This window comes from Spirosoma radiotolerans (assembly GCF_000974425.1).
Taxonomy (GTDB): Bacteria; Bacteroidota; Bacteroidia; order Cytophagales; family Spirosomataceae; genus Spirosoma; species Spirosoma radiotolerans.
Genome location: NZ_CP010429.1, coordinates 2,058,712 through 2,073,248, shown reverse-complemented (window position 1 = coordinate 2,073,248; position 14,537 = coordinate 2,058,712). Strand labels below are relative to the sequence as shown.

Annotated in this window: 11 protein-coding genes; 3 read left to right on the top strand and 8 right to left on the bottom strand. The window is 49.4% G+C overall.

Going from position 1 to position 14,537, the window contains the following annotated elements:
• Positions 1-253: 253 nt before the first annotated feature.
• Positions 254-625: a hypothetical protein gene (locus SD10_RS08285; protein WP_046573375.1), complete on the top strand. Its 372-nt coding sequence runs from the start codon at positions 254-256 to the stop codon at positions 623-625.
• A gap of 256 nt (positions 626-881) precedes the next feature.
• On the opposite strand, the gene SD10_RS08280 is transcribed toward SD10_RS08285, so the two are convergent.
• On the bottom strand, positions 882-1,442 hold the full coding sequence (locus SD10_RS08280; protein ID WP_046573374.1) for a hypothetical protein: 561 nt from the start codon (positions 1,440-1,442) through the stop codon (positions 882-884).
• Positions 1,443-1,715: 273 nt separating this feature from the next.
• Here SD10_RS08280 and SD10_RS08275 point away from each other — a divergent pair, with 273 nt between their 5' ends.
• Entirely contained in the window at positions 1,716-2,240 is a 525-nt protein-coding gene (locus SD10_RS08275) for a hypothetical protein (protein ID WP_046573373.1), read from the top strand.
• Positions 2,241-3,337: 1,097 nt separating this feature from the next.
• The gene (locus SD10_RS08265) at positions 3,338-4,918 is read left to right on the top strand and encodes a PAS domain-containing hybrid sensor histidine kinase/response regulator (RefSeq protein ID WP_052731128.1); all 1,581 of its coding nucleotides are present in this window, start codon (positions 3,338-3,340) and stop codon (positions 4,916-4,918) included.
• A 313-nt stretch (positions 4,919-5,231) separates the two neighbouring features.
• On the opposite strand, the gene SD10_RS28660 is transcribed toward SD10_RS08265, so the two are convergent.
• The 7 genes from SD10_RS28660 to SD10_RS08230 all read right to left on the bottom strand — a co-directional run bounded on the left by SD10_RS28660 (position 5,232) and on the right by SD10_RS08230 (position 14,295).
• On the bottom strand, positions 5,232-7,238 hold the full coding sequence (locus tag SD10_RS28660; protein WP_052731127.1) for a sensor histidine kinase: 2,007 nt from the start codon (positions 7,236-7,238) through the stop codon (positions 5,232-5,234).
• A gap of 448 nt (positions 7,239-7,686) precedes the next feature.
• Positions 7,687-8,718 (bottom strand): L-dopachrome tautomerase-related protein, encoded by a 1,032-nt coding sequence (locus SD10_RS08255; RefSeq protein ID WP_046573371.1) that lies wholly within the window; start codon positions 8,716-8,718, stop codon positions 7,687-7,689.
• A 139-nt stretch (positions 8,719-8,857) separates the two neighbouring features.
• Entirely contained in the window at positions 8,858-9,403 is a 546-nt protein-coding gene (locus SD10_RS08250) for a hypothetical protein (protein WP_046573370.1), read from the bottom strand.
• A gap of 11 nt (positions 9,404-9,414) precedes the next feature.
• A complete protein-coding gene (locus SD10_RS08245; RefSeq protein WP_046573369.1) occupies positions 9,415-10,575 on the bottom strand; it encodes a zinc-dependent alcohol dehydrogenase in 1,161 nt (386 codons plus the stop codon).
• A gap of 245 nt (positions 10,576-10,820) precedes the next feature.
• Complete coding sequence (locus SD10_RS08240; protein WP_046573368.1) at positions 10,821-11,087, bottom strand: hypothetical protein; 267 nt, start codon at positions 11,085-11,087, stop codon at positions 10,821-10,823.
• Positions 11,088-12,019: 932 nt separating this feature from the next.
• Positions 12,020-12,928, bottom strand: coding sequence for a DUF808 domain-containing protein (locus SD10_RS08235; RefSeq protein WP_046573367.1), 909 nt, complete (start codon positions 12,926-12,928; stop codon positions 12,020-12,022).
• Between the two features lie 257 nt (positions 12,929-13,185).
• Positions 13,186-14,295 carry a DUF4249 domain-containing protein gene (locus SD10_RS08230; RefSeq protein WP_227699175.1) on the bottom strand — a complete coding sequence of 370 codons (1,110 nt, stop codon included), beginning with the start codon at positions 14,293-14,295 and terminating at the stop codon, positions 13,186-13,188.
• Between the last annotated feature and the right edge of the window lie 242 nt (positions 14,296-14,537).

The window sequence follows — 14,537 nt, the reverse complement described above, 5'->3', positions numbered from 1 at the left end:
TGAGACTAAGTTTAACAGGCAGGCGTAGAGGAGATACACTAGAAAACCCTTTCACTGGCCTTATCGTGTCTCTTAGGGTCAAAAATTCTCGTTAGTATTTACACTCAACTGCATAAAATATTATCTGTTTTAAATTGTACTTTTAGGGGTTAGTTATCATGATGGCACTTATACAAGAAATGGAATCCACTCTTCCAACCTTTTTAGAAAAGATGGAATCAATACCATACAATCCTTTTACTTTCCTGATCAGATGAAAAGATCTACTCTACTGATAGCCATCTTAGCTAGTTTTCTGTCCACTGCTCAAATGTGTGGCTCCAAGGATGATGTTAGTCCGGAAGGTGTCAGTTCATCTTGTTTTTCAGACAAGTCACTGGCAGACGTTTCTTGGCAAAAAGACCAATTGCAATTCTTTCAGAAACCTAAAAGTGGGCCGTTAAAAGTGATAGTATACACTTATAAAGACGAGTCTTTTTTGGCTTTCGAAAACGGGTTTATTAGTTCTCCTATGAGTTATGTCTTCGATTGCTCAGGAGCTACCATTGCTAAGCGTAGTATCAATTACAATGCTTTCTACAGTGAAGCAAAACAACTTAAAGTGCTATTAGAAGGAAGCTATTAGAATTGTGTTTTCCCCTAACCACGAAACAGGTTACCTTTCTCAATTATTGTTTAAATCGACTAACATAACGTTAGTGGCTGTTGCAAAAGTCTACGTCAGCCGATCTGAAATCTTCCAATAGATGATTTCCAGGCCTTAAAACACCTCTGGCCAAAGGTTAAACCTGATCTTCAAGACCCATTTCAGACTTTTGCAACAGCCACGTGAATTATACAACTGACCTAGGAATACTACATTTTCTAGTAACCTTATACTTTCAAAGCTTATCATTATAAATCGGTCCACCTAATAAGGCAAAGGCTTCTTCTTCTTTTGTATTCAAATTATAGCCGATTGAGATTCTTAAACTGTTGGGTTCTGAGCGGTAACTATCGGACTTAGTTAGAACAATAAAGGCACCATCCCTAGTGTGGCAAACGTAGGTAGGCTTTAAACCACTGAAGTTCCCATGCGATTTAGTAAAAACTAAGGGTTCCATTATTTGCCCGTAGTGTTGTTGTAAAATGCTTTTAACAGAATCAAACTTAGCCTCCTTACCTCGTAAGAATATTACTACACCATAAGGTTCATTCCTTAATTCTTGATTTCCGGTATTGCCCCATACGTTGAACCACCATTCTATTCTCACTGTCTGTCTCGAGTCAACAAATCTATCATCAGATAATAATTGACCGGTTGGGTATTGCTTTTGCAACTGACTTAATGTGGTCGGGAACTGAATTATATAACCAGCTAAATTAGTCTGAAACGGTCTAGGTTTACAGCCATACAACAAGCCAACTAACACTCCAGTATAAAGTAATACTCTTATTTGCATGCTTAACGAGAAAGTCAACATAATTGTCTTTTTACTAGGTCAGTTGTATAACTATCGTGGCTGATACAAAAGTCTCTGTACTGCTTGTTTTGGTAGTTAGTCGGATGAAAGGCGAGTAACTATTGGCCATAAACTAGCTGGCAGGAGGGTTCAGTTAAACGACTGACCGACTTTTGCAACAGCCACTAAGAATATGTTATGTGAGAAGACTTAGAACGCTAGTTAACTGACTAATTCTTAGATTTGGAAGGGTTATTTGTAAATTCATTTTTTATGAAAAATACGCTCAATTTATCTATACTGGTTTTGGTACTATTTAGCCGAATAGCCATTGCTCAGATTGCCTCGGCCGCTTTGGATCAAGACCCTGTTTTCACTCAAGTAGTTACCCATCGCATTCATTATCCGGTTAAACCGGCTTCTCATGCCATATATGGACGTTTTTACGCTGGTTTTGATATTGATTCAGCCGGACATATTCGTAACATTTCGGTGCTCTATCCAAAAATGAGCACCCGCATGAATAAACTGTATGGATTCGAGTATGAGATACATAGTGGCTTAAAGCATATGCCCCCCTTAAAACCTAATTTGGCAGGAAGCTATATACTTCCTATTGCTTTTTGTTATACGCACTACCGGGAAGGGGCATCCCCAATAGTACCTACTAATGTCTTACCCAAAGGGTATCAAATGAGTGATCGTGTTCTTTTAAGTGAAGTAAAAGTATTTGCCTCAAGCCCAAGTAGCACCTTACAACTCAATGGTTTCCCTGCCAGTAAACAGATTGGACAATGACCATTTTTCTGTTATTTAAGTGGCGTGGTTGTTAAAAGCCTGGAATTCCCTATTCCTTAGCCGTTTTGCTTCTGTAAGGGTCAGAAAATAGCTCACAAACTCGTTTTAGTAATCCACTTTTGGGCTTTTGCAACAGCCACTGGCCTTATGATAACCTGATAATGATTTACAGTATCAACTAATCTCTAGTGTCGTTGCTGCTCAGGAGTGAGGGTAGCATTGGAGGCTAAGGGCTGATCTGCTTTTTGGGAGGTTGTCGCCACTTACTGATTCGTCCCAGGTCGACCCCAACTGGCGGGCAGCTTCTTGGATCGATCCTTTTGCATAGGACAGGTCAACAGCCATTTCCCTGAACGCTTCGTCAAACACACGTCGTTTAACCATGCTACAAATCGACTCGTCTGGTTAACAATGTGCCCCATAGCGGTAAGGTGCCCTGTTGAACAAAAGCGGTTGTTGATCGAAGCGATCCAGAGAGATATACAGCTATGCTGAGCGGTTACAGACGATTTTACTATAATTGCTGATTGGCTCAACATATGTATGTATTTTTGCTTTCTCAGGTGATCTGTTAGTGGTCTTCCCGGACTATCTACTGTTGACTAATCGATTGTCTTGTTGATTTGAAAACCCGCTTTTAGCGTGCCTTTACTCGTAATGGGTAAGCTCAATGACTCGATCATTTACCGTTTCGGTTTCTCCTGTGAAGTCCAGACTTCATGAGGACAACGGCTAAAACCTATGCTAACCATGTCTGTATAAGTGATGATAAAATATGTTACCACTCATGCTCCGCACTTGTTTTGAAACTGTAAACGACTAATGGCCTAGGACAGATGAAAAAAATCACTGTCTCATAATTCGCTCCTCAATAACGCATTGTATAGGAAAGAACGGCTACAGCGCCGTAGCCGGTGTGTCGTTCTTAGAAGGTGAACTTTGGCCACTGTGGATATTGACTTAGCAGGTAGGACTTCGCCAACCAGCTAGTCACTCGACTAGAGAGTCGCGGGTTGACCAAGCGAGCCAACGGTGTAACTTGCACTGAACACCGCCCACGGGTTGGGGTTAAAGAAACTGTCACCTCTTGATTGTCCATGAACAATAATGAACTCAACCGCTTCCGCCCAAATAGCCTGCCTGAAGAAGATCATTTAGCCCTTTTCGTTGACGAGTGGGTACGACTGGCCATGCAAACCTCGGACACCTATTGGTGGCAGCTTGACCTGCTCACCAATCAAGCCAGCTACTCGCCTAACGCCGAGCGCATCTTGGGCCACCCACCCGCCCCAATTCTACAAGCTAATTTGGGTTATGTGCATCCCGACGACCGCCTAATGCCAACCCAGGCGGTCGAGCAGGCCATTCGAACGGGGACCGACCAATTTACTTATCAGGTGCGCTCCATCGCCCAGTCCGCCCAATGGCGCTGGTTTCAGGTGTCCGGAACGATACTGCGCGACCAGCAGGGCCAGCCCACCAAGATGATCGGCCAAGCCCAGAATATCACTGACCGCAAACAAGCCGAAGAAGCCTTGCGCGAGGCCGACCGGCGGAAGGATGAGTTTTTAGCCATGCTGGCTCATGAACTGCGCAATCCCCTGGTGACTTTGCGCTCGGGGCTGGACATCCTGAAGATGACTACTACCCAGGATGAGCAAAGTTCGGCCACGGTATCGATGATGAGCCGTCAGACCAACCATCTGGTGCGGATGGTAGATGAGCTGTTGGACGTAAACCGCATCAATCAAGGCAAAATCGAACTCCAAAAACAGCCCCTCAATCTGGTTGAGCTCGTCCAGCAAGCGGCTCAATCCATGCAGGGGCTGTTTAATCAACAAGGGCGCACCTTGCGGGTTGAGCTACCTCAAGTGCCCATTTACCTGCAAGGCGATGCGACCCGGCTGAGCCAGGTGGTGACCAATCTGTTAACCAATGGGGTCCGTTACACCGGAGAGGGGGGGCAGGTCTGGCTAAGGCTAGAACAGGCCTCCCACGAAGCCCAGCTTCAGGTGGGCGATGATGGGATTGGCTTGAGCGTCGATCAGCTAGAAGCGGTTTTTGAGTCGTTTGTGCAGGTAGACAACTCGCCCGCCCGTTCGAAAGGGGGCTTGGGCTTGGGGCTGACGCTGGTCAAACGGTTGGTGGAGCTGCACGGTGGGCGGGTGGAAGCCCAGAGTGAAGGCATCGGCCAGGGCAGCACCTTCCGCGTTCACTTACCTACCCTGGAAACGGCTCCGGACGTTTCACCCAAGTCACTTGAAGAGACGACCTCTCCAGCGAGCAGTGAGCGAATTTTGGTCATTGACGACAATACCGATGCGGCCCTGACGCTCAGTCTGCTGCTGACACTAAAGGGGTATGAGGCTCATACGCGGACGAGTGGTCGAGCGGGTATTGCTGCGGCCCAACAACTCCAGCCAGCCGCCATTTTGTTAGATATTGGCATGCCTGAGCTGGACGGCTATGAAACATGCCGGTTACTTCGTGAGCAGCCTTGGGGAGAGTTTATACCCGTGATTGCGATAAGTGGTTATGGCCAGGAAGCGGATCGGGAGCGAAGCCAAGAAGCGGGTTTCGACGGCCATCTAGTCAAGCCGGTGGATGTAGCGATGCTGACTGAACGGCTCAGGGAGTTGATCGGTCAGGGAAAACTAAAGCAGCGTTGGGCGGAATGACCAATCGTTGTCTTTATCTCAAATAACACTTCCCCGTGGAACGGCGGAGTTTTCACATATCTGCTTCTTAAACTGGGCGTTCATTTAGAGTTTACGAGAATTCGTTAGGCTAGCTACCGATATTATTTCTGATTCACGGTATGTATCGACGAGTGGTTGGTTTTAGGCAGCGGTCGAATAGGGTTAACTGCGTTGCTTTTTTTCAGTACCCCAGTTTCGATTGCTGATTGGCAGGACGGGTTAGCCGTTGACCAACTGGATTCGAAGGGCTGAAGAGGCTGTGTCTGGTGCATTCATCATCTTCATAGAGAGATTAAGCCGGTAGAAGTGGTAAGTGAATAGTAAATTCACTGCCTTTTTCCTGCCCCTCACTTTGGACCCCTACCCGCCCCCCGTGCTGTTCTACCAGTTGCTGCACCAGCGAGAGGCCGACCCCCAACCCGCCCTGCGAGCGGGCCAGCGATGTATCCACCTGCCGGAATAACTCGAAGATGACTCCCAATTGATCGGCGGCCAGGCCGATGCCGTTATCCCGAACCCGCAGGACCGCTTGCTCACCGACTCGCTCCAGGCTAAGCCAGACCTGCCCTTCCGGATAGGTATAGCGTAGGCCGTTGGTGAGCAAATTAGTCACCACCTGGGTTAATCGCGTCGCGTCGCCATTCATATAAAAGCAGTGGCTTGGTAGTTGCACATGCAACTGCCGAGCCGAGACCCTAAATAGAGGCTGCATAGTGTCAACGGTCTGAGCAACCACTTGTACCAGATCAATCCGTTGAGTGCGTAACTCAATCTTGCCCCGGCTAATCCGGCTCACATCCAGCAGATCATCCACCAGCCGCAGTAAATGATCCATCTGCCGGTTCATACTGGGCAGTATAGCCCCCAGCATAGGATCGTCCTGGTGGGTCTGTGCCAGTAACTGGAGGCCATTATGTACTGGCGCCAACGGGTTACGTAATTCGTGGGCCAGCATGGCCAGAAACTCATCCTTGCGATGACTGGCTTGCTGAAGGTCTTGCTCAGCTCGTTTGGCGTCGTCAATGTCAATGCTCAGCCCGTACCAGGCCTCGATCTGCCCTGTGGCCGAGCGACGGGGCAGGCTTCGGAAGATGTGCCAGCGGTACATCCCATCATGCCGCCGGTAGCGAACCTCCCCTTCATAGGCTTCACCCGTCTGTTGGCAAGCTTGCCAGTAAGGCAGAATCCGATTGACGTCGTCGGGATGCATCCTCACCGCCCACCCCAATCCACGGGCCTGCTCAACTGTCTGCCCGGTGTAGTCATACCAACGCGGGTTGAAATAGATGTTTTCGCCTAAGGCTGAACAGATCCAGACCAAAGCGGGAGCGGCTTCAGCCATGGTCCGAAACTCCGCTTCGCTTTTGAGTAAGGCTTGCTCGGCGCGCGCCCGCTCAACGGCGGCCCAAATGCGTTCGGCGGTTTCTTCAATTAATCCGATCTCTAAGGCGGAGAAGGAGTGGTCGCGCTGGAAGTGAACAAAGAGAATGGCCACCAAACGACCCTGTTTGACGAGCGGTACATTCACCGTTGCCCCCAGTTGTAGCTGGGCGTGGGCTTGTTTCTCGGCCTGGGTGAGCCGGGAGTCATTGGCGACATCATCGCGCACGACGGTTTGCCCCCGCAGCATCTGTTCAAGTAACTCCGGGCCATAATCCACGTATCGGTAAACGCCCTCAATGCCAGCAACGCCCCGGGTAAAATGGCGAGTCACCGCTACTAATTGTTCATCCTCCTGCGTTTCGGCATACCCCACCCGGTTTGCCTGCAAAAACTCACCCAGCACGCGAGCCGCCTGATATTGAATACTAACGGCGTTCGATAAGGGACGTAGCTCATCACTTAACCGCAACAAAAACGATTGTCGTCGTTCGAGCGCCAGCAACGATTCTTCCTGACGCTTCCGTTGGGTAATATCACTGTAGCTGAGGGCCACCAGCGAACTGTTGGGGCCTCCTACCGAGCAGGCATCGACTTCATACCATCGTTGGCTGGTTTCTGACCAGTCTTCAAAATGAGCCGCTTCTCTCGTCAAAGCCACCTGGACATACCGCTCGATCCAGTTGGGATCAAGGCCAGGCAAGAACTCGTCCCCGGACTCGCCACGTAGGGGTAGCCCTTCGTCAATCCGGTTCTGGGCCGGACTGGCATCCCGGATAATCATATCCTTAGCTAGGCCTTGCTCATCAAATCGGACATCCAACAAACAAAAGCCCCGATTCATCGCCCGAAAGGCGTTCTGATAAATCCGATCGGGTAACGGGTCATTATCCATAGTACCGCTGATTGCCTGAAGCATAAATGCAAGAACCAATTCTACTCAACTGATTTGAGAAAGGGTTGGACTGGCTTGTCCGTCGAGCCATTTTCACTTAACGCCCTAGTTGAGCAGGAGCTGCTGAAACACTTCTTCTCAACCACGAGCTTTCTGGTGGACGGCAAGCAGGGATTCTCTAGCTAAACTGTCCCCATAAAAAATCCTGAAAATAGCTCAACAAAGATAAGGCGACGAGCTGCTCACGCCCAAACCTGATTAGCGACCGGCTCGTCTGCACAGCACCGGTACGCGTTGTATAAACTTATCAGTAGCTATACGTCAGTCCTTTATTGGGCGGGCCGGTTCAGCTATAGAATAAGGCCAACCGCTACGGCAGTGACCAGCGCAACCTGACGCACAAAACCTTTCGGTTGTGCTTTTATTCAGTGCGCCAGCCCCTTTCAATCCAAGGCTTGGAAGAATGCCGCTTTTAGACATCTGGCAACTTCATCCGGTAAATGGCATACGGGGTGGTTCGTTTGTTTTCGCCTTCATTGTAATCGGGTTGCTTATTGATCTGGGAGCAACTGATGTATAAATAATCATCCGTCGAAATCGAATAACTATCCGGCCAGATCAGCCGTTCATCGGATACGACATCTTCCAGCTTGTGCGCAGGCGTTATTCTGACCAGTTTATAATTCTGGTAATCGCCCAGGTACAAATTGCCGTTTTTGTCAACGATCATCCCGTCCGTCACCGCAAACCTGCCCAAATCTTCGACCGCAGCTTCCCGTTGATCTTCTGGCAAGGCTTCGTTTCGCAAGAATTCCGTTCGGATGCGGTAGAGTTTATTGTCGGTGAGTGGTTTGTAATACAGCCATTCGCCATCTGGTGTTAAGGCAATGCCATCGGATTGAAGGTGTACCGGTTGACCTTGCTTTTTGAATTCCTTCCCGTCCACGATCAGGGTAAAGGAAGGGTCGTGTTTCACCGAAGGATGATGGCGCAATACCTCCCGGATGGTTCCCGTTTCCAGATTAATGACTACAATTCCCCCTTCATTGGAGTTGGTTAAATACGCTACCTGTCGACGGGTATCGACCCGCACATCGTTGATATAGCTTTTGTTGGTTAGTACGCCATCAAACCGGTATACGTCTTCGATGCGATCGGTAGCCAGGTTGAACTTGACCAGCTTAAAACTAGCGTCATAAACCTGTTCCATATTCGGGCAGGCCGGGTCCACTACCCACAAGTTGTTCTCGGCGTCAACATACACGGCCTGCACACATACCCATTTGTTTGTTCCATCGTCCCCTTCCTGCCAGCTGTTCCATGGCTCGTCTGGATACGGTTTCACCCGGTTATTGGGTAAAATTTCGACAACACTGTACTGGTGTGGTCCGGGCCACAACGGATAACAGCTAAACAAACGACCGTCTTTCGCTATAGCTACACCGGTTAATTGGTATGTATCGTCTGAAAAGATTTGTTCCAGTTGATGACTGCTCGTACTCATAATTGGATCGGTTTAATTGATAGGGCATTCGTAAACAGGTACCTGATAACTAGCAGAGTCAATATTGGTATCAACCCAAACGTGTTCAGCTTGTGGTTTCTTTGGGTCGATACCAATAATCCTATCCGCTTACTAAAACCTACTTACGCTTGTTTTTCCGTTTCAGTAGCATGAAGCCGGCCGTGATCAGCAAGGCCGTCGTCGCTGTCTTTCGGATAAAAGCAGGGCGGTTGTGCTTCCATTCCGCTCGCCAGCCCCGCTCGATCCAGGGATTGGGAAGAATGCCGTGGGCCAAGTCCGTTAGCTTTCCCTCTATAGCGTTTATCCGGTCGGCCAATATCAGCGTCATCCAGTGCGTAGCGGTTGCTTCGCTATACTGATAGGCATAGCGACGGAGAGCCCCACTGAGGCCCAACGGCGGTGATGACGTACCAAAGACACGCGTAACGCCCGGTCGTTCCACCGAATGCAAGACCTCGATGTCGACGGGCTGCTGGGGGGCTTTTTCGTAATTGAGCCGTTCGTGGTCCGCACCGTTCCAATGCTTCATCGGGTAGGTAGGGTCATTTTCCGGATCGGCATCCATGCCCCAGCCGGGGATGTCTTTCGTGCGGCTTTTCAGGTTTCGGTCCGCAATCTTGCGGTCCTGAAATTCATCTATTTTCTCTTCTAATACGGGTTGCATACGATAAGGGGTTAAGCCGCATTGGCGCGTGGGGGAATTAATAAGGGTTTGACGATGTGGTCCATCTTACCGGAAAACATGCGGTAAGCATCTGACACTTCTTCCAGGGGCAGCCGGTGCGTGATTATTTCCTTGGGATTGATGCGACCGCTCATGATGTGATCAATCAGTTTGGGCAGCAGCCGTTTCACCGAGGCCTGGTTGGCCCGTAGGGTAATCCCTTTGTTCATCAGACTGCCAACGGGTACCAGGTTCCAGGGCGGACCGTATACGCCAATGATGGACACAATCCCGCCTTTTTTGACCGAGTTGATAGCCCAGTGCAGGGCCGTGGCATCGCCGGCCTGCAACAGCAGTCCTTTACCGGTGATGGTTTGCAGGGCACTGCCGGTGCCATCGCAGCCCACTGCATCGATACATACGTCAGCGCCAAAGTAGTCGGTGGCTTTTTTCAGGAACAACACCGGGTCTTTCATTTCCCGGAAGTTGTAAGCCTCGGCATAGGCAAACTTGCGGGCAAACTCCAGGCGGTAGTCGACGTGATCGATCACAATGACGCGGGTAGCCCCGAAAAACCAGGCAAAGCGGGCCGCCATCAGCCCCACCGGACCGGCGCCAAACACCACCACGGTATCGCCCTTCTGGATACCGCCCTGCTCAGCCGCCTGATAGCCCGTCGGCACTACGTCCGTCAGCAGTACGGCGTTTTCCAGGTCCATGCCGTCGGGGATTTTGGTGGGGCTCACATCGGCGTAGGGTACCCGAACGTATTCGGCCTGTCCGCCATCATAGCCACCGCCCGTGTGCGCATAGCCAAAAAATCCGCCGACGGCGGTGGCTTCCGGATTGGACTCATTGCAGTTGCCATAGAGTTCCTGCTTGCAATGGGGGCAGGTGCCGCAGGCAACGTTGAACGGCACCAGCACATGGTCACCTACTTTTAATTTTTGTACGCCCGAGCCTACCGCTTCGACAACGCCGGTAAATTCATGGCCAAAGGTCATACCCACCCGGGTATCGGGCACACGACCGTGATAGAGGTGCAGGTCTGAGCCGCAAATCAGGGATCGGGTGACCCGGACAATCGCATCATAGGGATGCTTGATCTCCGGCTCGGGCTTGTTACGGTCCAGCCTGATTTGACGGACCCCGCGAAAATTCATTGCTAACATAGCTACCTGTCGTTAAAGGTGATTGAGCTGGTTTGCTCTGGAAAGGTGATTGAGCTGGTTTACTCTGGCCCAATTCGTTGTCATGCCGCATGGAGGCTACCTTAAGCACTGGCGCCAGTGCTTAAACAGGTCTATCGAAATGCCATGCTGGCTACCTACCACATAGGTCGGTCAAAGAGGAGCAGCATCATTTAACTGGTATTTCCACTACAAGTCCCCACTTACGAATTGACGCTTCCGGGTTATCAGAAGGGCGTGTTTGCGGTATGGGGCAAGCCCCTCAACACGATCTGTATGGTTTGTCCCTTCCAACTGAGAAATAACTGCCCATCCTGTACCTGATTCACAGATACCTGCTGTCTCCTAAGACAAGCACCTTCGCTTTCTTGCCCCGCAGCCGACGGGTTACTCTTCTGTCGGCTGCCCGTTATGGCTCTGATAACGGCCGCTATCAGCATCGTCTGGTCCGTACTGGCGACTCCTTTACGCAATTTACGTAGTATGAGATCCATCCCTGTCAAGCCGCCGACTCGTCAGAACACTACTTTTGTTTGATAAGAAAGTTTAGAATGAACTAAAAAAGTGAGAATATGGACGAATCTAAAAGATGGACCGTGCCACTGTTCGCCCGGCTTATTAGTAGACACCCCAATAGAGTTGACCAGCGGATTTCGGATTCAGTTGACTGGTGATTTTGCCCTAAATTGACTGTACCCCAGCCGCTATCCGCAGCCGGGGAACTGCACGATGTCCTATATAAATAGCTGATTATCTAGTCATTAAGCTTGGCGGATTGCTACAGAGCCGGTGACCAGCGTGGTGAAGTCAGTTTGTTACGAAATCGACCATTGTGGTGGTCCGCTGGTCAAGAGCCTCAAGACTTTCAGTTTAAAGTATTTGTTTAGAAAAAGCGGTTTTATTATCGTAAGGTATTGGTATGTTCAGACTATAGGCGACCAGCCAAGCGTCCAGACGAATCAACTTTCTCCAGCGCTGGTATAGCCACGTCAATTGAGAGCCCTTTATGGGCTCTCAATTGACGTGGCTATACCAGTCTACTCGTTTGCTCACGGATAAATTCAGGGTCTGGTTGATGAGGGAGCCGATGGTTGGGAGAAACTATACCGCCCCTATTCTCTGCCGCTCTTGGCGTCTCAACTTGGTATAGGCTAGAGCAGAACCGCATCTCATATTGATGGTTGTCTATAAGTCTGTAAGCCAATACAATGATTATCTAACCTATTAATCAGGACAGTATTGACAATGAAATAGTTTTTGATGGTAGAGGAAATGTACAATTTCAAACGACCAGCTTTTCTTGAAAATAATGTTAGCTTAATCACTTAAGATATGTCTTTGCTTTCGTCCACGAAAACGCTTCAATAAATGAATGCTGGCTTTTAATGACTGTTAGAGGCAGTCAGCTACATACGCATCTGAGTTATCAAAAGGCCTTCTTGACCAACATCACAAGTTGGTCAAGGACAAACCCTATAATAAGTCCGGCCACTCCGCAGACCAGCGCTTTAGCAAACCAGGAAACTATCGGCATAGAAGACAAACCCTGCTCTAATTCATGTAGTAAATGAGCGGTAAATGGTAGGCCATGCGCAATGATTTCGGCACCTACCCAAAGCATGGCAGCTGTACCTACATAGCCCAGCCAACTCAAGAAATGCGGCATAAACTTTACTATGCTACGGCCTACTTTCTGGGTAGCAGGAGGGTATTCATGGCCAGCCAAATGTAGCCCTATATCATCCGCTTTAACAATTAGGCCAACAAACCCATAGACGGCCACTGTGATAAAAACGGCCACCGCCACCATGACAACAATCTGGTTCACCATCGCCTGGCCGGTTACCTGGCTATAAGCAATGGCCATAATTTCGGCCGACAGAATAATATCCGTGCGAACCGCACTACCCACTCGTTGCTGCTCCAGTTCTTCGGGGGTGATCTCTTTTAGTGATTTTTGCTTCATGTTCCCATCGTGGGGGCTAAACAGGGAATGAACCTTTTCGTAGCCCTCAAAACATAAATAAGCACCACCTACCATTAAAATTGGGGTAATCGCCCAAGGGGCAAAGTAGCCAAGCAATAAGGCAGCCGGACTTAATAGGAGGAGTTTATTGATCAGCGATTTTTTGGCAATCTGGTAGATAATAGCCAGCTCCCGCGATGGGTCGAGCCCAACAACATATTTGGGTGTAACGGCCGTATCATCAATGACAATGCCTGACACTTTCCCGGTTGTTTTGGCTATTTGAGAAGGTACATCATCTAATGTGGCGGCACTACTTTTTACTAGCGCCGAGATATCATCTAATAAAGCAAAGAGTCCTGAGGGCATCGTCAAAAAAGTTTGCTACTAGTACAATCCCTGGAGACGGTCCATTGACAGAAAACTTGTTCTGCCTACTCCTTTCTAGCAGCCTTTACGTTAGTTTAACCGGCTTGCCGGGTGAAAGTTGGAATAAGTTGCTAATTCATCCCGATTTCTCAGCACTCGTATGCTACGGATCGTTGTTGACAGTTATTAAAAATGGTCGTCCAATTAATCGTCCAACTGTCTTAAACGGAAGCGTTTTTACGAAAATTCGTTATAGATTAATCTCGCCAACCTTGGGGTTTATTCGGGGTGCGGCTATCACTAGCCACACACACCGCCGTTGGCGGACGTCCAGCCAGATTCGATGCCGGTTCATCGACCGGACCTCGGCCGTTGAGTGCCTCAAATAAGCCAGGAGCTATACTGCTCGCATCGCTTCGGCTTAACCAATACCGAACCGAGGAGACGCTGGACACGGTGAAATAACCCACCACCACCTCATTGGGCTTCGCCACATTCCTCACATTGCCCACTAACAGTGCAGGCTGACCAGCCGCCACTCCGCCTGAGTGCTGGGTCTGCTGATCCAACTGATTGACGTATTCGTAGGCCTGTTTGGTTAGCGAACTTTGTCGAATCTCCACTAAGCAGGGATCGGTTGAATACAGAGGTACCCGGCCCACCAGCAGGCTTTTAACCGACTGGCCATTGGTATAGGCATCCTGGAATAGCATTAAGTCATGACTATAGAGAATCTCCCAACAGAGCGTTCGACACGGGTAATCAAAGGTAGCGGTGAAAAAATTGGAATTTGCCGGCACACAGTCTTCCAGTAGGGCCCCTTGCGCATCCCGGACCTGGTAGAGTCCCTGGCTGCAGGTGCGGCACCAGGGCTGACTTTCCCAATCAATCCAGTCCCAGCGGTAATAATTGGCTTGATGGGCCGGATCGGTAAAGTCCACGTAGAAATCATGAGCAGCCGAATAAGTATTATTCAATCGTTCGGTGGAAGTTAAACTAGCAGGATTAAACTGGGCACGTAGCTGACCGATTGGAGCCACTGGCAGTAATGGTTCCGGGGTTGATTGATAGTGGGTACCATCTGAGAGGGTGAACTGAAGTTGATACACATGATCGACGTTGGCCCTGAAGTCAGCCGGCAGCTGATAGCGACCATCAGTGGTTTCTTCGGCCCTGACAACCTGTGCCGAATCCACAAGTATCTGCACGGTGGCTTTGGTAATGGGCACAGTGCCGAATCGGCCCGTGAGCCGGTCAGCTTGGGAGCGCGTAAGTCGAATAAGTTGGGGCTCGGCTTTATCAGTCAGAGTGGCCTCCACAATTAAGACATTGAGCGAACTATCGATAGGGGCATCGATAGGATCCACACAGGTAAGCAAGCTTAGACTGATGCTTAATCCAATCCAGATCTTCAGGGCCAAAGAGCGCATATGTAGCGATAACCGATCTGTTAGAAAAGAAGCGTCGTAGGTTAACCTACTTACAAATCCTCTTGTCTGGGACCGCATTTCTAGTAAAGCCCAGACAGAGGCCAACTCCTGGCATGCCTACCTGTCCTGCATTGGAGGATTTAAAGAGACATTGATTTTCACTATCTGTCCAACGCCAT